At 61.9% G+C, this 20,086-nt stretch carries 16 protein-coding genes; 8 read left to right on the top strand and 8 right to left on the bottom strand.

Going from position 1 to position 20,086, the window contains the following annotated elements; genetic code table 11:
• Positions 1 to 66 precede the first annotated feature (66 nt).
• Positions 67 to 1,623, top strand: a complete 1,557-nt coding sequence (gene xylG, locus J3P88_RS15455; RefSeq protein WP_186705903.1) for a D-xylose ABC transporter ATP-binding protein — start codon at positions 67 to 69, stop codon at positions 1,621 to 1,623.
• Positions 1,624 to 2,760 (top strand): sugar ABC transporter permease, encoded by a 1,137-nt coding sequence (locus J3P88_RS15450; RefSeq protein ID WP_186705902.1) that lies wholly within the window; start codon positions 1,624 to 1,626, stop codon positions 2,758 to 2,760.
• Positions 2,761 to 2,769: 9 nt separating this feature from the next.
• On the opposite strand, the gene J3P88_RS15445 is transcribed toward J3P88_RS15450, so the two are convergent.
• Positions 2,770 to 3,378 carry a LysE family translocator gene (locus J3P88_RS15445; protein ID WP_434576308.1) on the bottom strand — a complete coding sequence of 203 codons (609 nt, stop codon included), beginning with the start codon at positions 3,376 to 3,378 and terminating at the stop codon, positions 2,770 to 2,772.
• A gap of 106 nt (positions 3,379 to 3,484) precedes the next feature.
• Here J3P88_RS15445 and J3P88_RS15440 point away from each other — a divergent pair, with 106 nt between their 5' ends.
• Both J3P88_RS15440 and J3P88_RS15435 read left to right on the top strand, forming a co-directional pair.
• Positions 3,485 to 4,390, top strand: a complete 906-nt coding sequence (locus J3P88_RS15440; RefSeq protein ID WP_434576306.1) for a LysR substrate-binding domain-containing protein — start codon at positions 3,485 to 3,487, stop codon at positions 4,388 to 4,390.
• Between the two features lie 617 nt (positions 4,391 to 5,007).
• Positions 5,008 to 5,289, top strand: a complete 282-nt coding sequence (locus tag J3P88_RS15435) for a fructose-bisphosphate aldolase (protein ID WP_434576304.1) — start codon at positions 5,008 to 5,010, stop codon at positions 5,287 to 5,289.
• A 274-nt stretch (positions 5,290 to 5,563) separates the two neighbouring features.
• Here the strand turns inward: J3P88_RS15435 and uxuA are convergent, their stop codons facing one another.
• The 6 genes from uxuA to J3P88_RS15405 form a co-directional block, all read right to left on the bottom strand.
• Positions 5,564 to 6,751, bottom strand: coding sequence for a mannonate dehydratase (gene uxuA / locus J3P88_RS15430; RefSeq protein WP_434576303.1), 1,188 nt, complete (start codon positions 6,749 to 6,751; stop codon positions 5,564 to 5,566).
• 16 nt (positions 6,752 to 6,767) lie between these two features.
• Positions 6,768 to 8,225, bottom strand: a complete 1,458-nt coding sequence (locus J3P88_RS15425) for a mannitol dehydrogenase family protein (RefSeq protein WP_434576301.1) — start codon at positions 8,223 to 8,225, stop codon at positions 6,768 to 6,770.
• A gap of 17 nt (positions 8,226 to 8,242) precedes the next feature.
• Complete coding sequence (locus tag J3P88_RS15420; RefSeq protein WP_186705896.1) at positions 8,243 to 9,535, bottom strand: MFS transporter; 1,293 nt, start codon at positions 9,533 to 9,535, stop codon at positions 8,243 to 8,245.
• A 78-nt stretch (positions 9,536 to 9,613) separates the two neighbouring features.
• The gene (locus J3P88_RS15415) at positions 9,614 to 10,645 is read right to left on the bottom strand and encodes a Zn-dependent oxidoreductase (RefSeq protein WP_186705895.1); all 1,032 of its coding nucleotides are present in this window, start codon (positions 10,643 to 10,645) and stop codon (positions 9,614 to 9,616) included.
• Positions 10,646 to 10,701: 56 nt separating this feature from the next.
• Entirely contained in the window at positions 10,702 to 11,913 is a 1,212-nt protein-coding gene (gene manD, locus J3P88_RS15410) for a D-mannonate dehydratase ManD (RefSeq protein ID WP_434576299.1), read from the bottom strand.
• A gap of 3 nt (positions 11,914 to 11,916) precedes the next feature.
• Positions 11,917 to 12,918, bottom strand: a complete 1,002-nt coding sequence (locus J3P88_RS15405) for a sugar kinase (RefSeq protein WP_434576297.1) — start codon at positions 12,916 to 12,918, stop codon at positions 11,917 to 11,919.
• 154 nt (positions 12,919 to 13,072) lie between these two features.
• Here J3P88_RS15405 and kdgR point away from each other — a divergent pair, with 154 nt between their 5' ends.
• Positions 13,073 to 13,855 (top strand): DNA-binding transcriptional regulator KdgR, encoded by a 783-nt coding sequence (gene kdgR, locus J3P88_RS15400; RefSeq protein ID WP_434576295.1) that lies wholly within the window; start codon positions 13,073 to 13,075, stop codon positions 13,853 to 13,855.
• A 1,415-nt stretch (positions 13,856 to 15,270) separates the two neighbouring features.
• On the opposite strand, the gene J3P88_RS15395 is transcribed toward kdgR, so the two are convergent.
• Positions 15,271 to 16,818, bottom strand: a complete 1,548-nt coding sequence (locus tag J3P88_RS15395) for a carbohydrate porin (RefSeq protein ID WP_186705891.1) — start codon at positions 16,816 to 16,818, stop codon at positions 15,271 to 15,273.
• A 170-nt stretch (positions 16,819 to 16,988) separates the two neighbouring features.
• Between J3P88_RS15395 and J3P88_RS15390 the strand changes: the two genes are divergently transcribed.
• Genes J3P88_RS15390 through J3P88_RS15380 form a run of 3 tightly spaced genes read left to right on the top strand, consistent with a single transcriptional unit; the run spans position 16,989 to position 20,086 of the window.
• Entirely contained in the window at positions 16,989 to 18,263 is a 1,275-nt protein-coding gene (locus tag J3P88_RS15390; RefSeq protein ID WP_434576293.1) for an ABC transporter substrate-binding protein, read from the top strand.
• A gap of 21 nt (positions 18,264 to 18,284) precedes the next feature.
• Positions 18,285 to 19,247 (top strand): carbohydrate ABC transporter permease, encoded by a 963-nt coding sequence (locus J3P88_RS15385; protein ID WP_434576291.1) that lies wholly within the window; start codon positions 18,285 to 18,287, stop codon positions 19,245 to 19,247.
• The gene (locus J3P88_RS15380; protein WP_186705888.1) at positions 19,244 to 20,086 is read left to right on the top strand and encodes a carbohydrate ABC transporter permease; all 843 of its coding nucleotides are present in this window, start codon (positions 19,244 to 19,246) and stop codon (positions 20,084 to 20,086) included. Before J3P88_RS15385 ends, J3P88_RS15380 begins: the two co-directional genes overlap by 4 nt.

The following is a 20,086-nucleotide window of genomic DNA, read 5'->3' as shown; positions in this document are numbered from 1 at the left end:
CTTGGCATTAGGGTGAGGCTGTTTCCTCCCCGCCGATGTGTAAGCCCTTTTTCATGAGCCCTTGCCATGTCCGACTACCTGCTGCAAATGAACGGCATCGTCAAAACCTTTGGCGGTGTCAAAGCCCTGAACGGCATCGACATCAAGGTCCGGTCCGGGGAATGCGTTGGCCTGTGCGGTGAAAACGGCGCGGGCAAATCCACCCTGATGAAAGTGCTGTCGGCGGTCTATCCCTACGGCACTTGGGAAGGCGAGATCATTTGGGACGGCCAGCCGCTCAAGGCGCAGTCCATCAGCGAGACCGAAGCCGCCGGGATCGTCATCATTCATCAGGAACTGACCCTGGTCCCCGACCTGTCGGTGGCCGAAAACATCTTCATGGGCCACGAGCTGACGCTGCCCGGCGGGCGCATGAACTACCCGGCGATGATCCACCGCGCCGAGGCCCTGATGCGCGAACTCAAGGTGCCGGACATGAACGTCTCGCTGCCGGTTTCCCAGTACGGCGGTGGCTACCAGCAGTTGGTGGAAATCGCCAAGGCGCTGAACAAGCAGGCGCGACTGCTGATCCTCGACGAGCCCTCTTCAGCCCTGACTCGCTCGGAAATCGAGGTGCTGCTGGACATCATCCGCGACCTCAAGGCCAAGGGCGTGGCCTGCGTATACATCTCCCACAAGCTCGATGAAGTGGCCGCCGTGTGCGACACCATCTCGGTGATACGCGACGGCAAACACATCGCCACCACCGCCATGGCGGACATGGACATTCCCAAGATCATCACCCAGATGGTCGGACGGGAAATGAGCAACCTCTACCCCACCGAACCCCATGACATCGGCGAGGTGATTTTCGAGGCGCGCCACGTCACCTGCTACGACGTCGATAACCCCAAGCGCAAGCGGGTCGACGACATTTCATTCGTTCTCAAACGCGGGGAGATTCTCGGCATCGCCGGGCTGGTCGGCGCCGGTCGCACGGAACTGGTTTCCGCGCTGTTCGGCGCCTACCCCGGTCGCTACGAAGGCGAAGTCTGGCTGGGCGGCCAACCCATCGATACGCGCACGCCGCTCAAGTCGATCCGCGCCGGCCTGTGCATGGTCCCTGAAGACCGCAAGCGCCAAGGCATCATTCCTGACCTGGGGGTGGGCCAGAACATCACCCTGGCGGTGCTGGACAACTACGCAAAACTGACCCGCATCGACGCCGAAGCCGAACTGGGCAGCATCGACAAGGAAATCGCGCGCATGCACCTCAAGACCGCGAGCCCGTTCCTGCCGATCACCAGCCTCTCCGGCGGTAACCAGCAAAAAGCCGTGCTGGCCAAGATGCTGCTGACCAAACCCCGGGTGCTGATTCTCGATGAGCCCACCCGCGGCGTAGACGTCGGCGCCAAATACGAGATCTACAAATTGATGGGCGCGCTGGCAGCCGAAGGCGTGTCGATCATCATGGTGTCCTCGGAGCTCGCCGAAGTCCTGGGGGTTTCCGACCGCGTCCTGGTGATCGGCGAAGGCCAGTTGCGCGGCGACTTCATCAACCACGAACTCACCCAGGAACAGGTGCTCGCCGCCGCGCTCAGCCACCCCGATGGCCATAACAATAATGATCGGAAGTCCGCGTAGATGAATCAGGTCAAACAGCTGTTTTCCCGCTACAAAATGCTCGCGCTGGTGATCGCCGTGGCGCTGATCTGGCTGTTCTTCAGCTGGCAGACCGACGGTGGGTTCCTGACCCCGCGCAACCTGTCCAACCTGCTGCGGCAGATGTCCATCACCGGGATCCTGGCCTGCGGCATGGTGCTGGTGATCATCAGCGGCGAGATCGATTTGTCGGTGGGCTCGTTGCTTGGGCTATTGGGTGGGCTGGCGGCGATCCTCGATGTGGTCTATCACATCCCGCTGCTGGCGAACCTGAGCCTGGTGGCTCTGTGCGGCTTGGTGATCGGCTTGGGCAACGGCTACATGACCGCCTACCTGCGCATCCCGTCGTTCATTGTCGGGCTGGGTGGCATGCTCGCGTTTCGCGGCATCCTGCTGGGCGTGACGGGCGGCACCACCATTGCCCCGGTGTCACCGGAGCTGGTCTATGTCGGCCAGGGTTATTTGCCGCATACGGTCGGGACCGGGCTCGGCATCCTGCTGTTCGCCCTGACCCTGTTCCTCACCTGGAAACAGCGGCGCAACCGCGCCCTCCATGGCCTGGCAGCCCACTCCCTGGTGCGTGATGGGTTGCGCGTGGCATTGATCGGCGCGGTGCTGGCCGGCTTCGTCTACACCCTCAACAGTTACGACGGCATTCCGGTGCCGGTACTGCTCCTGCTGATCCTGCTGGGGGTGTTCAGCTACGTCACCAGCCAGACCGTGTTCGGCCGCCGCGTCTACTCGGTGGGCAGCAACATGGAAGCCACGCGCCTGTCCGGCATCAACGTGCAAGCGGTGAAGCTGTGGATCTTCGGCATCATGGGCGTGATGTGCGCCCTCGCCGGCGTGGTTAACACCGCCCGCCTGGCCGCCGGTTCACCCTCGGCCGGCAACATGGGCGAACTCGACGCCATCGCTGCGTGTTTCATCGGCGGCACCTCCATGCGCGGCGGTTCCGGCACGGTCTACGGCGCTCTTCTCGGTGCGCTGGTGATCACCAGCCTGGACAATGGCATGTCCATGCTCGACGTCGACAGTTATTGGCAGATGATCGTCAAAGGCAGCATTCTGGTGCTGGCGGTGTGGGTGGATGTGAGTACGCGCACTGGGCGGCGGTGATGGGCTCCGTCATTTGCTGGCGGACGCCATCAACACACCAAAGCCCAGGAACGTGATGCCCGACAGCTTGCCGACAACCCTGGCGCCCTGGCTCGACGAGAGCCAGCCCCTGGCGCCATTGGCCATCAGCGCATAGCTGGAATGCACCAGAACTACAAGCACGCTATAGGACGACACCAACAAGAAAAACTGGCGGTAGTAATCGCCCTCCGGCTTGATGAACTGAGGGAACACGGCCAGAAAGAAGAACCCGGCCTTGGGGTTGAGCAACTGGATCGACAGTGCCTCGCCAAATCGCCGCCACGGGCGCTGCGAAGTAGTTTTGAGTTCAGGAATAAAGCGCTGTGTACGCCACATCTTGATGCCCAGGAACAGCAAGTATGCCGCCCCGATGTATTTGAGCAGCGTGAAAGCCGTCGCCGAGGCCGCCAGGATCAACCCCAAGCTGCTGGCGCAAATAGCAGCCACGATAAACGCGCCCGTCGCGATCCCGAAGATACCCGGCAGCGCGCCGCGCCAGCCATGGCGTAGAGCATTGGATAGCGTCAGCACCACGCCTGGGCCCGGGCTGAGCACCGTCAGGGTCGCCAGGATCAGAAAAAGTCCGTAACCGGCCATGCATCACTCCACATTGAAGGCAAATTGCTGTGGCCTTCAGGGTGGCGTGGCGCGTGGGGACTGACAAACGCTTTAATTGCGCCGCATATGTGACTAAATTAGACACATGATCGCCAACCTCCCCCCGTTGAACGCCGTCCGCGCCTTCGCCGCTGCCGCTCGCCACCAGAGCTTCAGTCGCGCCGCCGAAGAGCTGCACGTCAGCCACAGCGCCGTCAGCCGTCACGTCAAGTTGCTCGAAGAGCGCCTGGGCGTTTTGCTGTTCGAACGTCGAACCCGGCAATCCTTGCTCACCCCGGCGGGTCGGGTTTTCTACGAGCAGGTCAGCGAAGCCCTGACGCAAATCGCCAACGCCGCCACCGCACTGACGCGCAATGCGGCCCAGCGCAAAGTGACCATCAACGTGCGCCCCTCCTTCGCAGTGCGCTGGCTCATCCCTCGACTGCCGGACTTCATGGCGCGCCATCCGAACATCAAGCCCGACGTCGTCACCAGCACCCGGCCCCCGGAGCCCTCACGGGAAAGGTTCGACGTGGTCATTCGTCGTGGGCACGCTGGCTGGTCGGCCGATGTACAGCCCACCGTGTTGCTGGAAGACGACCTGCTACTGGTCGCCGCCCCGTCGTTGCTACAAAGCGTGCCATTGGAAGGCATCCACGACCTGGTCCGGCACACCTTGTTGACGGGCAGGACGCGCGGCAGCGATTGGCAAGATTGGCTGGAACACGCCGGGATCGATCCATTGAGCAACCCGCCGACCCTGCAATTCGATCACATGCACCTCGTGCTGCAGGCGGCCGTCGATGGCCTGGGCGTGGCGTTGTGTCCGGCTTCGCTGTTGGGTCGGGATTTGTCCAACGGGCGCTTGGCCTGCCCACTGCCGGCGTTGCGCATGCCGCTGGCTCGTTATTACTACGGCGTTTCCGGGAGTGCGGTGGCTGAGACGCAGGTTTTTGTTGATTGGTTGTTGAATCAGGTCCATCAGCCCATCACTTGCCCACCCGATCATTGACTGAGCGAGCCCTGTGTCCGCTTTGATCTGTGGGAGCAAGGCTTGCCCGCGATGAGGATAACGCGGTCTTCCGGGGAAACGAGGCGCCTGCATCGCGAGCAAGCTTTGCTCCCACAGAGATCCGCGCACTTCAGGGGTAGCGGCAAGAGGCGGTCCGAAAATCTCGTAGGAATTTACTTCCCGTGGCGAGGGAGCTTGCTCCCGCTGGGGCGCGAAGCGGCCCCGAACCAGGTGCCTCTTTTCGCCAGGTACACCGCAGGCACCGGTTTTGCGACTGCTGCGCAGTCGAGCGGGAGCAAGCTCCCTCGCCACAGGGTGCGGGGGCGTCCTACAGGTCGGTTGTGGGTGCCGGGATCGGCTTCTATAGTTGGGGCGTCGCTGGCTTTGGCCGGTGGCTGGGTTTCGCAGCCCGATAGATACGCTGGCAACCAGGCATCATAAAAGTAACAATGGGCGCGTTTGGCGTTCAACGTCACTTATGGTGGCTGTGTGTGGGAGATCTTCGGGTCTGCCGAGTTCCTCGTATCCTCGGTCTGCGAACCCACATGCAGCTACCACCCGTTCGTTTCGCAGCGAATTGCAGTAGCTATCTTTCTTGATATGAGGAATGAATAACTATGCGCCAGAATACTTTGGATCAACGCTTCACCCCCCTGACCCAAACCGCCACCACCCATCCCGTCCTGCTGATCGACACCCAAGCCCCACTCCCCGAACTCCATGCCTGTGCCAGCGAGCGCCTGCACGCCACGCTCGATTACCTGACCTTGGTGGCCTGCAGCAGCCTGCGTGATTCAGCGGCCAGCGACCTCAACACCCTCACCAATGTCGCGCGGATCCTGGTGCAGGATGTCGCGGATGTGTTCGGCGTGATCGAGCGGCGCGGGCTCGAAGGCTGAGCCATTGTGGGAGCGAGCTTGCTCGCGAAAGCGGAGTGTCAGTCAACTTAACTGCTGAATGTTAAACCGTCTTCGCGAGCAAGCCCGCTCCCACAGGGGAACGGCGTTAGCCCGAGCATTTCTCAGGAGTTTACCTCCCGTGGCGAGGGAGCTTGCTCCCGCTGGGTTGCGTAGCGACCCCAAACCGCCTGAATGCGATCGACCTGATGCACCGAGGTGCCGGGTTTTAGGGCTGCTGCGCAGCCCAGCGGGAGCAAGCTCCCTCGCCACAGGATTACTGTGCTACTCGGTCCAGTTGTCGGCGCACGGCCAATTCAACCCCGCGGATTTCCGCCAGGCCCTTGAGGCGGCCGATCAGTGAGTAGCCGGGGTTGCTTTTGCGGTGCTGGTCGTCGAGCAGTTGATGCCCATGGTCCGGGCGCAACGGCAAGCGCGGACCGCCTTCGCGTTCGCGTCGGCGCTCTTCGGCCACCAAGGCGCTGATGACTCCGACCATGTCGACGTCGCCGTCCAGGTGATGGGCTTCATGGAAGCTGCGTGGGTCGCTTTCCCGGCGGGTTGAACGCAGGTGGGTGAAGTAAATGCGCGGCGCAAAGTGCTTGGCCATCGCCACCAGGTCGTTGTCTTCACGCACGCCATAGGAGCCGGTGCAGAACGTCAGGCCATTGGCCGGGCTGGGCGCGGCGTCCAGCAGCCATTGGGCGTCTTCGGCGGTGGAGAGGATGCGCGGCAAGCCGAGCAATGCCCGGGGCGGGTCGTCCGGGTGGATCGCCATGCGCACGCCCACCTCCTCGGCAACCGGGATCACCGCGCGCAGGAAATACCCCAGGTGTTCGCGCAACGTGGCCTCGTCGATGTCGGCGTAGGTGCGCAGCAAGTCCCGGAAGTTGTCCAGGCTGTAGTGTTCCTCGGCGCCGGGCAAGCCCGCGATCAGGGTGTTGACCAGGGTTTCGCGCCGGGCTGGCGTCAGTTGTTCGAAATAGTCCTGGGCCTGCTGGGTGTCCTCGGCGCTGTATTCGGCCTGCGCCCCCGGGCGTTGGAGGATGAACAGGTCGAAGGCGGCAAACGCGGTTTGATCGAAACGCAAGGCCCAGCCGCCATCCGCCAGCTCAAAGGACAAGTCGGTACGGGTCCAGTCCAGCACCGGCATGAAGTTATAGCAGACGATATCGATGCCGCAGCTCGCCAGGTTGCGCACGCTTTGCTGGTAGTTGGCGATGTATTCGTCGCGCCGTCCGCAGCCGCGCTTGATGTCTTCGTGCACCGGAATGCTTTCCACCACCGACCAGCTCAAGCCGGCCGTTTCGATCATCTGCTTGCGCGCCGCGATGGCGTCCACCGGCCACACTTGGCCATTGGGGATTTCGTGCAGCGCGGTGACGATGCCGGTCGCACCGGTCTGGCGAATGTCCGCCAGGGAGATCGGGTCCTTGGGGCCAAACCAACGCCATGTCTGTTCCATGTTTCTCTCCTTTTTATCAGTTGGATGCGGCAAGGGTGTGCAACAGGCTATCCACGCCATCGCGCGTCAGAGCGTCGTAGGCGCGGTGCACGGCGTCGCGAAATGCTGGGCGAGCCGAGAGCGGCGGCGGGAAGACTTCCTGCAGATCGAGGACGGCATTCACCCGCGAGGCGCCCTCGAGGCGTCCCGCAAGGTCGGCAAAGGTCGCGCTCAGCGGGTCGTCAACCACGTGGGCCGGACGACCGGGCAACGGCTGCGTGCAGTAGTGGATCCAGGCCGCGATGCCCAGGGCGGTGCAGTCGATGCCGCGCCCTTGGTCGAGCAATTGCTGTGCGCCAAGTAGCCAGCGTTGCGGCAGTTTCTGCGAGCCGTCCATGGCGATCTGGCGCAAGCGATGTTGCAGGCTGTCGTTGGCAAAGCGCGCCAGAAGGTCGTTGGCATAGACCGAAAGATCGATCCCGGCCGGCATGTCCAGGGTCGGCGTGGCTTCCTCGGCCATGTAGCGCTCGATCAGGCGCGCCAGCCTCCCGTCGTTGACGGCCTCGAAGACCGACTCGTGACCGGCCAGCAGCCCCACGTAGGCCAGCAACGAATGGCTGCCATTGAGCATGCGCAGCTTCATCGTCTCAAAAGGGCCCACGTCGTCCACCATCTGCACGCCTTCCACTTCCCAGTCCGGGCGGCCGAGGGGAAAGTGGTCCTCGATCACCCACTGGCTGAAGCGCTCGCAAACGACTGCCGCACGGTCGTGACAGTCGAGTTGCTGTTCCAGCCGGCGGAAGGATTCGTCGTCCATGGCCGGCACGATGCGGTCGACCATGCAACTGGGAAAGGCCACTTGTTGCTCGATCCACTGCGCCAGCGCCTCATCCTGCAACGCCGCCAATGCGCTCACCGCCTGGCGGGTGCGCTGGCCGTTGTCGGGCATGTTGTCACAGCACAGCACCGTGAAGGCCGGGACGCCTGCGGCGCGACGGCGACGCAGGGCTTCCAGGACAATGCCGGGGGCCGAGCGCGGCGTGTGTGGATGGGCGACGTCATGGGCAATCGTCGGGTCTTCGCGGCGCAATTGCCCGGATGACGGGCTCAGGCAGTAGCCTTTTTCGGTGACGGTCAGCGTGACAATGCGGGTTTGCGGCGCGGCCATGCGCTGCAGCAACTGCTCCAGTTCCTCGCCGCCCTCGCCCACGAACAAGGCCTGGCGCAACACCCCGATCTCGCGCAGCGTCACCTGCTCGCGGTCGCGGTACTCGGCCACATGATAGCGGCCGTCCTGTGTGCGTAACTGCTCGACCAAACTGCGATTGGAGCGCAGGTTGGCGCTGCACACACCCCAATCGCTTTCACCATGGCGATTGAGATGGCGTTGCAGGTAGACCGCCTGGTGCGCGCGATGAAACGCCCCCAGGCCCAAGTGCACGATACCGATCTGCGTTGCAGTGCCGGTGCTAGGTACACGGTTCACAACAGGCATCGACTCACTCCTTCTGTTCAGGAACGGCCCAGGGCCGAGGCGGGTTGCGGGCTTTGCGCCGCCGCGTGGCCGGTATCCGCCACCGACAGCGGTTTAACGTAGCGCGCCACACACACCGCACCGATCACGGTCAACAGCCCCGCCAGCAGGAAGGCACTGGTGAACGAACCGGTGAACTGCACCAGGAAGCCCGTCAGGGTAGGGCCGACAATGCCGGAGGTGTTCGCCAGGAAGTGCATGAAACCACTGACGCCACCCACTCGCGCAGCGGGGACGGTGTCCTGGATGATCGCCCAGTAGATGGCACCGGTGAGGTACAGGAAGAACACGGCCAAGGCGACCAGAATCACCGCCGGATACAAGGTACTGACCATCCCGGCACAGGCGATGCAAACGGCGCAAGCCAGCAGGCAGGTCACCAGCACCACTTTGCGGGAGAACATCATTTTTCCGGTTTTCTTGAACACGAAGTCGGAGATGAAGCCGCCCAGGGCCAGGCCGAGGAAACCCAGCACCCAGGGAATGACCGTGGCGATGCTCATATCCTTGACGTTCAGGCCGTGGGCCATGGTCAGGTAGCTGGGGAACCAGGTCAGGAAAAAGAACAAGGTGTAGTTATAGGAAAAGAACGCCAGGGAGGTGAACAGCACCGTGGGCTGCTTGAGGTAGAACCGCAGCGGGAACACCGGTTGTGCCGCCAGCTCGCTTTGGCCCTCCGCCTGGAGAATAGCGTCGGCGCCCTCGCCTTCTGGCCGCTCCTTGACGAACTTGTACCACACGGCCGCCCAGATCAGGCCGACGAGCATGATGATAATGAACGACACCTTCCAGCCGTAGGTGACGGCGATAAAACCCACCACCGGACCGGAAATCGCGCCACCCAGCGGCGTACCGGACATCGATGCGCCGATGGCTCGCGCCCTGCGCTTGGGGGTGTACCAGTTGTTCACCATCTTGCTGGTGGTGACGCTCAACGGTCCTTCGCCCATGCCGAACAAAATCCGGATAAGCACCAGTGAAGCGAAGCCCACCGTCAGCACCGTAAGGCCGCTGAACAATGACCACAAGACCATGGCCAACAGCAACGTGGTCTTGGCGCCGTAACGGTCGGCGGCCCAGCCACCGATGAAGTTGAAGGCGGCATAGCCGACGAAGAAGCTGCTGAAGATCATGCCCATCTCACCCGTGCTCAGACCGTAGTCCTTCTGGATGAAAGGCGCCGCCACAGACAATGCCGACCGGTCGAGGTAATTGATGACCCCGGCCAGGAACAGCATGATGATGATTAAGCTACGTCCTTGACCAAACATGGTGGAACCTCCCGCTTGTTGTGTTTATTCGGTGAGGGTGCCCATGACAGGCACGGTGAAACCGGTGGTAGCGACGGCTCAGTGATGGGCGTTCGTCAGCTCCACCAGCACTTTTCGGGTTTGCTCGGGGTGCTGTTCGATCAGGTCGATGGCGCCGGGCATTTCGTCGAAGGTGACGCGATGGCTGATCAAGTCCTGGACCTGCAACTTGCCACTGGCGATCAGTTCGATCACCCGCGGGAATTTGCGATTGTTCAGCCGTGAGCCCACCAGGGTCAGTTCCTTCTTGATCATTTCCAACTGCACCAGATCACTGGGCGTAGCATTGAAGCCCAGCAATCCGATACGCCCGGCCGGCGAGGCCAGGCGCACCATCTGCGGCATCAGTGCCGGTATGCAGGCGGCATCGACAATCAACGGCACGCCTTCGCCTTGAGTGTGCTCACGCATCAGCGCTTCGACATCGACTTGCTGGCCGTTGAGGGTCCGACTGGCGCCGAGTGCTCGCGCCGTCTCCAGGCGGCTGTCGATGACATCGGTGACGGTGATGTCGGTCAATCCCAACGCCTTGGCCATCTGCACCAGGGTCAGGCCGATCACTCCGGCGCCGTAGATCAACACGCTGTCGCCCGGTTGCGGCTGCATGCGATCGAGCACGTTCAAGGCAATGGAATAAGGTTCGACCAAGGCGCCGTGGCTGAGGGACATCGAATCGGGCAGGCGATGGGCGTTCTCGGCTGGTACGCAGACCTGTTCGCTGAAGCCACCGTCGCGGTGCACGCCGATCACTTGCAGCCGCGTGCAGACGTTGGGCCGGCCAATGCGGCAGGGATAACAGGTGCCGCAACTGATCACCGGATCGATGCACACCCGGTCGCCCACCTGCAGGTGTTCGACGCCTTCACCGACTTGCCGGATCACCCCGGAGAACTCATGACCGGTGACCCGGGGGAAACGCACGAATGCGTTCTGCCCATGAATGATGTGCATGTCCGAGCCACAGATGCCGGCATACGCCACATCGACCTGGACCTCGCCTTGGGCGACCTCGGGTCGGTCGACCTGGGCCAGCCCGAACTCGAAGGGTGCTCTTACCTGGAACGCTTTCATCGGGTCACTCCTGGCGGGACGTTTTCGCCCCGTTTCCTCAAAGGGTTGGAACTGCTTTACCAATGCCAGAGCGTGCCGTCTTCGAGACGGTTGACCGGCAGGCTGGCGCGTTTGTAGGGGTACTGGCGGGCAAGGTCTTCATCGATGTCGACGCCATGCCCCGGTGTTTCGCCCGGAGTGAAGTGGCCGTCCTCAAAGCGATAGGCATGGGGGAACACTTCATCGATGCGTTCTTCATGAGGCATGTGTTCCTGGATGCCGAAGTTCGGCACCCAGGTATCGAAATGCAGGGCCGCGCCCATGCACACCGGCGACAGGTCGGTGGCGCCGTGAAAGCCCGTGCGCACCTGGAACAGCGCGGCGAAGTCGGCAATACGCCGCACATGGGTAATGCCGCCGGCATGCACCAGGGTCGTGCGGATGTAGTCGATCAACTGCTCCTGGATCAACTCGCGGCAGTCATGGATGGAATTGAACACCTCGCCCACCGCCAGCGGCGTGGTGGTGTGCTGGCGAATCAGCCGGAAGCTCTGCTGGTTCTCCGCTGGCGTGCAGTCTTCCAGCCAGAACAGGTTGTAGGGTTCCACGGCCTTGCCCAGGCGCCCGGCCTCGATGGGGGTCAGACGGTGGTGCACGTCGTGAAGAATGTGCAGGTCTTCACCAAAGCGTTCGCGCACGGCGGCGAACAGCTTGGGCACGTAGTTGAGGTATTTGGCGGTGTCCCACACGTGCTCGGCAGGCAGGTCGCTGTCGGCGGGCTCATAACGCTCGCCGCTGCGCTTGGCGACGCCATAGGTGGTGGCAATGCCGGGCACGCCGCATTGCACACGCACGGCTTTATAGCCCAGCTCGACGTGACGGGCGACTTCGTCCAGGCACCCTTCGATGTCCTTGCCGGTGGCGTGCCCATAGACCATCACCCGCTCGCGGCTCTTGCCGCCGAGCAGTTGGTACAAGGGCATATTCGCGGCCTTGGCCTTGATGTCCCACAGCGCCACGTCGACGGCGGCGATAGCGGTCATGGTCACCGGCCCCCGACGCCAGTAAGCGCCGCGATACAGGTACTGCCAGATGTCCTCGATGCGGTGGGCATCGCGGCCGATCAACGCGGGCAGGACGTGCTCTTCCAGGTAAGCGACCACCGCCAGTTCGCGGCCATTCAAGGTGGCATCGCCGATGCCGTAAATGCCTTCATCGGTGACGATCTTCAAAGTGACCAGGTTGCGGCCCGGACAGGTGACGATGACGCGCGCTTCAACGATTTTCATAAATCAGACCTGTGCAACAGAAGGAAGTGAGGACGCGCCCATGTTCGGCATCGCTGCGTGGGGAATCAGCGCACCCCGGTATTGGACGACCTGGGCCGCCAGGCGATGACCCCAGCGGGCGGCCTGCTCCGGATCGCCGCCGCGCAGGCGGCAGGCCAGGTAGGCGGCGCTGAACGAATCACCGGCAGCGGTGGTGTCGACGACATGGGAAACGGTTTGCGCGGGCACGTCGAAACGCCCCGTCGGGCACTGGATCAAGCAACTGGCGGCGCCACGCTTGAGGGCGACTTCGCGCACGCCCACCTCTGCATAGGCGCTGAACAAGGCCTCCGGGTCGCGATAGCCGAACAGGGCCACGTCATCTTCCCAGGTGACCAGGGCCAGGTCGGTCAGGTGCAACAGGTCGCGGTAGACCTGCCGGGCGGTTTCAGGATCGGGCCAAAGATGGGGACGGTAGTTGTTGTCGAAGACGATGCGCGTGCCGGCCCGGCGGGCCAGGTGCACGGCGTCGATCAAGCGTTGGCGCCCTGCTGGCGTGAGGATCGCCAGGCTGATGCCGCTCAGGTAGGCGTAGTCGTAGTCGGCCAGTGCCTCGAGCATGGTGTCGGCCTCGGGACCTTCGAACATGCGTCGCGCCGCTGCTTCCCCGCGCCAGTAGTGGAAACGCCGCTCGCCGTGTGGATCGGTCTGGATGAAATACAGCCCGGGCAGCGCGTCTTCGATCACGCGGACATGGGCGTCACCGATCCCTTCGGCCAGCCAGGAGCGGCCCATGGCGATGCTGAACGCATCGTTGCCCACGGCCGTCATGTAGTCCACGGCCACAGCGCCACGAGGATTCAATCGGGCCAGGTAGACCGCGGTGTTGAGCGTATCGCCACCGAACGTCTGCGTGATCGCGGCGCCCGGCTCACCGCGCATCTCGATCATGCATTCCCCCACCAGCACCACCTTCAGCGGGCGAGTGAAGCGGGTCTCGGAGTCATGGTTATGCGTCAAATCCATTATTACGCGCCTTTTCTTTATTTTTAAAACGGCGTTTCATTTTTGTCTCAAGGCCCGAGTCTAGTCAGATTTCCGCCCTCGTCAAGGAAAAATGAAACAGCGTTTTGTTCTGCTAGCGTATATCCTTGGGTTTTACTTTCACGTTGGAGCCTTCATGGACAACAGCGTCATTCCAAACAACGATCTGGTGTCGGCGGTGGGCCGGACCATGGCCGTGCTTGAGGCACTGGCCGAGCATCCGGAAGAAAGCGGCGTGTCGGAAATCGCCACCAAGCTGGACATGTCCAAGGCCACGGTCTATCGCTTCCTCCAGTCGCTCAAGGCCCGTGGGTATGTGGTGCAGGACGCCGAGGACCGTTATCGCCTCAGCGTCCGGCTGTTCGAATTGGGCGCCCAGGCCCTGCCCCACCTGGACATCGTCCGGGAAGCGGAGCCCGGGATGCGCAGGATTAACGAGCTGACGGGCGAGACCGTGCACCTGGGGATTCTCGACGAAGGCAGCATCGTCTACGTGCACAAGATCGACTCCAAGTACAACCTGCGCATGTACTCGCGGATCGGCCGGCGGGCGCCGCTGTACTGCACCGGCATCGGCAAGGTGCTGATGGCCTGGCTCGAAGAAGACGAACTGCTCGCCCACCTGGCGCTGGAAAGCTTCGAGCGCCGCACCGCCAACACCCTGACCAGCGTCGAGGCGTATCTGCTGGAATTGGGGACCGTTCGCCAGCAAGGCTATGCCGAGGACCATGAAGAGTTCGAAGACAACATGCGTTGCCTGGCCGCGCCAATCCGCGACCGTTTCGGCCATGTGATCGGCGGGATGAGCGTTTCATTCCCGTGCTTTCGCTTCCGGGAAGAGTTGAAGCAGGACTACGTCAAGCAACTGATGCAGGCCACCCAACAGATTTCAAGTCAGTTGGGTTGGCATGGGCACTGATGGCCCTCGCAAACCCGTGGCGAGGGAGCTTGCTCCCTCGCCACAGGTCCGTCGCTGTTCTTAAGTGAACCGCATACCTGTGGGAGCGGGCTTGCTCGCGAAGGCGTCAGCACATCCAACATCAATGCAAGCTGACACTCCGCTTTCGCGAGCAAGCCCGCTCCCACAATGGATCTTCACCAGGCTCAAAATTCATGTGTACCGCAAAACCTGTGGGAGCGAGCCTGCTCGCGAAAGCGTCAGCACATCCAACATCAATGCAAGCTGACACTCCGCTTTCGCGAGCAAGCCCGCTCCCACAATGGATCTTCACCAGGCTCAAAGTTCATGTGTACCGCAAAACCTGTGGGAGCGAGCCTGCTCGCGAAGGCGTCAGCACATCCAACATCAATGCAAGCTGACACTCCGCTTTCGCGAGCAAGCCCGCTCCCACAATGGATCTTCACCAGGCTCAAAGTTCATGTGTACCGCAAAAACCTGTGGGAGCGAGCCTGCTCGCGAAGGCGTCAGCACATCCAACATCAATGCAAGCTGACACCCCGCTTTCGCGAGCAGGCCCCACAATGGATCTTCAGCAGGTTCAAAATTCATGTGTACCGCAAAACCTGTGGGAGCGAGCCTGCTCGCGAAGGCGTCAGCACATCCAACATCAATGCAAGCTGACACTCCGCTTTCGCGAGCAAGCCCGCTCCCACAATGGATCTTCAGCAGGTTCAAAATTCATGTGTACCGCAAAACCTGTGGGAGCGGGCTTGCTCGCGAAGGCGTCGGCACATCCAACATCATTGCAAGCTGACACTCCGCTTTCGCGAGCAAGCCCGCTCCCACAATGGATCTTCACCAGGCTCAAAGTTCATATGTACCGCAAAACCTGTGGGAGCGAGCTTGCTCGCGAAGGCGTCTGACACATCCAACATCACTGCAAGCTGACCCTCCGCTTTCGCGAGCAGGCTCGCTCCCACAATGGATCTTCAGCAGGTTCAAAGTTCATATGTACCGCAAAACCTGTGGGAGCGAGCTTGCTCGCGAAGGCGTCGGCACATCCAACATCACTGCAAGCTGACCCTCCGCTTTCGCGAGCAGGCTCGCTCCCACAATGGATCTTCACCAGGCTCAAAGTTCATGTGTACCGCAAAAACCTGTGGGAGCGGGCTTGCTCGCGAAGGCGTCGGCACATCCAACATCACTGCAAGCTGACCCTCTGCTTTCGCGAGCAAGCCCCACAATGGATCTTCAGCAGGCACAAAATTCATGTGTACCGCAAAACCTGTGGGAGCGGGCTTGCTCGCGAAGGCGTCGGCACATCCAACATCATTGCAATCTGATCCACCGCTTTCGCGAGCAGCCTCGCTCCCACAGGGATGTGGGGTGCTCATGAGCCTTGCATTCAGCTTGCAGGTTTCACTGGGCGGGCCTCAGAACCAGGTTTCCATCTGGATGCCGTACTGCCAGGTGCCGCCGGCGTTGAAGTCGGTCTTGCCGAAGGCGTCCGTGGTGCTGTACCTGTCCAGGTCCGACGACCAGTTCATGACGCTGGCGAACAGGCGCAGCTCAGGGCGGGTGAGCAGATCGCCCAGGTCGGGCTTGAAAGTCGGAGCGACCGTGAATTTCCAGAAGTTGCCGTCGACCGCATTACGTTGCAGGTAGCCCTTGGGGTCGAGCTGCATGGTTTGCCAACTCATCTCGTAGGCCATCTCGAAATTGCTGTTGATTTCGTTGGCCAACCGCACGTTCAGGGTCATCCAGCGGTAGTCGTCGCCCTTGACGTAGCGGTCCTTGCTTTGCTCGGCCAGAAGGCTTGGGCCGATGCGCCAGTTGGGCGCCAGCGGCGTCTCGCCGTACAGCGCCAGACGCAACGCACGGGCGTCGTCGATCAGTTCGCCGTCGGCGCCGACATTCTTGACCTCCGCCCCCAACCCCTGGCCATAGAGCAGCGCCGTCTTGAAGAAGCCTTCGCGACCGAAGAAGTTTTTCTGGTGATTGGCAACCATGCTGTGCAAGCCGGAATCGGCCGGCGTCAGCCCTGCTTCGTTGACGCGGGTGCCGACGTCGTTTTTCTTCGAGCCGATGGCGTTGAACATCCACTGCCACTGCCCGCCGTCGAAAAACTGATTGGAGGTCAGGATGTAGCTTTCCACATCGGCATTGACGCCGCCCTCGCTGAAATCCCCGTAGTTACGACCGATCAACGAGTAGTTCGAGCGCCAGTCCTTGGTCATCTGTATGTCATAGATGCCGCCGCCAGTGCCGGCCAGATAGACCACGTCCGAGTCCAGCCAGTGAATGTCGAAGTTGTCCCTGTCGAAGCGCTTGCCGGCCCACAGGGTGGCGTTTTCGAACATCGAATTGCCCTTGAATGCCGCCAGGTGATCGAGTTCGGTGAACACCTGGCGCACGTTCAGGTTGCTTTCCTCGGCGGTCCAGTCGTTGGAACTCTCCACGCCATCGGCGATGGACACCGTGAATTTGGAGCGGGTGCCGTTCTGCGCGTACAGCTCTTTCGACAGGTCGATGCGCATGTAGGTGTCGTCCTCGTTACCGAGTCGCCCGACGGCGCCGCCGACAGAACCGGCCGGGGTGGTGTAAGGACCGCCACGACCGCCGCCCAACCCATCGTTGATCAGCAAGCCGGAACGGGCGTAGCCCTTGAAGCTGAAGCCGTCGGTGAGGTGTGCGCCACTGCCCGGCTTTTCCGTGCCTTGCTGACTGGCCTCGAGTTTTGCCAGGCGGGCATCGACCGTTGGCGTCGCAACGGCGGCGACAACCGGTGGCGTGGCGAGTTTGATCTGCTGCAATTCCCTGGCGAGTGCCTGGGTTTGCTGTTCGGCGGCGGCGGCACGTTTTTCCGCTGCGCTGGCACGGGCCTCGAACGCGGCCATGCGCTCTTCCAGCGTCGCGGCCTGAGAAGTGGTCGCCGAGACGCCGAGCACGCTTGCGAGTAGCCAGCTTGATGCTTTCTGCATGTGGATTTTCCCTGTTTTGTTTTTATTGTTCTGTTGCCGCGAACGGCCTTTTTCGCCCAGGTCATGAATTGTCTAACCGATGGAAAAAAAGGATGCCTCAGCGCAAATACACTGCTACATTTGGCGATGTTAACGTTAACTTTTCTAAAAACAAAAATAAAGAGGGCTTTATGAAACAGCTCAAATCGCTCCTTCCAGCGGCGTTGCTCGGCCTTTGCGTCGGGTTTCCAACCCTGTCGATGGCCGCCAACCTGACGATTTCCTGCGGGGCCGTGGGCGCGGAATTGCAACTGTGCAAGGAGGCTGTCGAGGCCTGGTCGAAGCAGACCGGCAACAGCGTCGAGGTAGTGTCCACGCCTAACTCGGCGACCGAGCGGCTGTCGTTCTACCAACAGATCCTCAGCGCGCAATCCAGCGATATCGACATCATCCAGATCGACATGGTGTGGCCGGGCATGCTGGCCAAACACTTGCTGGACCTGCGCGAAGTGCTGCCTGCCAATGCGACCCAAGGTTATTTCCAGGCCCAGGTGGACAACGCCACGGTGAACGGGCGCCTGGTCACCATGCCGTGGTTCACCGACTCGGGGCTGCTGTATTACCGCAAGGACTTGCTCGAGAAATACAACAAGCCCGTGCCCCAGACCTGGGAAGAAATGACCACCACCGCCAGGGTTGTCCAGCAAGCCGAGCGCGATGCCGGGAACGCCAACGCCTGGGGTTATGTGTTCCAGGGGCGCGCCTATGAAGGCCTGACCTGTAATGCGCTGGAATGGATCAGCAGCCAACCGCAAGGCGGCCTGGTCAATGCCCAAGGCGACATCGTGGTTAACAGCCAGGCCTCAAGGGCGGCGTTGACCTTGGCCAAAAGTTGGGTCGGCGACATCGCCCCCCGTGGCGTGCTCAATTACACCGAGGAAGAAGGACGCGGTGTGTTCCAGTCGGGCAATGCACTGTTCATGCGTAACTGGCCGTATGTCTGGGCCCTGGTGCAGAGCCAGGACAGCGCCGTGAAGGACAAGGTCGGCGTCGCGCCCCTGCCCCGCGGCGGCGCGACGGGCACCCACGCCTCCACCCTCGGCGGCTGGGGCCTGGCGGTGTCGCGCTACAGCGCCAACCCCAAGCTCGCCGCCGAACTGGTGAGCTACCTGAGCAGCGCCCAACAGCAGAAACACCGCGCCCTGGTAGGCGCCTATAACCCGGTGATCGAATCGCTCTACCAGGATCCCGAGTTGCTCGCGGCCATGCCTTACTACAGCCAACTGCACAGCATTCTCAACGATGGGGTCATGCGCCCCGCCTCGATCACCGCCGACCGCTATCCACGGGTCTCCAACGCGTTCTTCGATCAAGTGCATGGCGTGCTGGCCGGCGAGCGGCCGGTGGATCAGGCCCTGGCCGAGCTGGAAAGCGAACTCACGCGAATCAAACGCCGGAACTGGTAAGCCACAAGGAAGGAAATCACCATGTCTGCCTCCACCACACTCGCCCCTGACGACGAGTACCTGCTCACCCTGGAAACGCCGGTACAACGCCGTCGCGTTCGCGCTGCCTGGCTGTTCCTGACCCCGATGCTGCTGTGCCTGGCCCTGGTGGCGGCCTGGCCGCTGTTGCGCACATTCTGGTTCAGCCTGACCGACGCCAGCCTGGCCGACACCGGCGACGCGACCTTTGTCGGCTTGAGCAACTACCTGTTTTATAGCGGTTCCGCCTGGTCAGGCATCCTGGTCGATCCACAGTGGTGGAATGCGGTGCGCAACACCTTGCATTTCACCGTGGTCTCGGTGGGATTGGAAATGGTCCTGGGGCTGCTCGTGGCGCTGCTGCTCAACGTCCAGTTCAACGGACGCGCCCTGGTGCGGGCGTTGATCCTGGTCCCTTGGGCGATCCCGACCATCGTCTCGGCAAAAATCTGGTCATGGATGCTCAACGACCAGTTCGGCATCATCAATCACCTGATGCTCGGCCTCGGCCTGATCGACGCGCCCCTGGCCTGGACCGCCGACGCGGACCTGTCGATGTGGGCGGTGATCATCGTCGACGTCTGGAAGACCGTGCCGTTCGTTACCCTGCTGATGTTGGCGGCCTTGCAAATGCTGCCCAGCGATTGCTACGAAGCCGCCCGGGTCGATGGCATTCACCCGGTCAGGGTGTTCTGGCGGGTCACCCTGCCGCTGCTGATGCCGGCGTTGTTGGTGGCAGCGATCTTCCGCATCCTCGATTCCCTGCGGGTCTTCGACGTTATCTATGTGTTGACCTCGAACTCGTCGAGCACCATGAGCATGTCGGTGTATGCCCGCCAGCACCTGGTGGAATTCCAGGACGTCGGTTACGGCAGCGCCGCCTCGACCTTGCTGTTCCTGGTCGTCGCGGTGATCGCAATGGCTTATCTGTACCTCGGACGCCGTCAGCTGGAGGTGCGCTCATGAGCCCGCGCCTGCTGAAAAAAGCCCTGTTGCGCCTCGGATTCTGGTGCCTGATCGGAATCTTGCTGGTGTATGCGGTCTTCCCGTTCTACTACGCCATCGTGACGTCGCTGAAGCCGTCCAGTGCCCTGTTCCAGGTGAGCTACTGGATCGACAATCCCGACTTTTCCAACTATGCCGCCGTGCTCAACCAGGCCTCGTTCCTGCGGGCCATCGGCAATTCGCTGGTGGTGGCGCTGTGCGTGGTCACCCTGGCGCTGTTCCTCAGCCTGACCGCCGCTTATGCCTTGGGTCGGGTGAAGTTCCGTGGGCGCGGTCCGGTGTTGATGATGGTCCTCGGGGTTTCGATGTTTCCCCAAGTCGCGGTGCTGTCGGGACTGTTCGAGGTGATCCGTTTCCTGGGCCTGTACAACACTTCTTGGGCGTTGATCCTGAGCTACACGATTTTCACCCTGCCCTTCACCGTCTGGGTGCTGACCACCTTCATGGGGCAACTGCCCCATGAGCTGGAAGAGGCCGCGATCATGGACGGTGCCTCACCCTGGATCACCCTGACCCGCGTGCTGTTGCCGCTGCTCTGGCCGGCACTGGTCACCACTGGCCTCTTGGCCTTCATCGCCGCGTGGAACGAGTTCCTGTTTGCCCTGACCTTCACCCTGACCGACTCGCAACGCACGGTCCCGGTGGCCATCGCGCTGATTTCCGGCGGCAGCCCCCATGAGTTGCCCTGGGGCCTGTTGATGGCGGCGTCGGTGCTGGTCACGGTGCCCTTGGTGATTCTGGTGCTGATCTTCCAGCGCCGCATCGTTTCCGGCCTCACTGCCGGTGCGTTAAAGGGTTGA

Origin of the sequence: Pseudomonas sp. Z3-6 (assembly GCF_051131985.1) — a bacterium.
Classification (GTDB): Bacteria; Pseudomonadota; Gammaproteobacteria; order Pseudomonadales; family Pseudomonadaceae; genus Aquipseudomonas; species Aquipseudomonas zanjanensis.
This window is presented reverse-complemented; position numbering and strand designations above follow the sequence as displayed.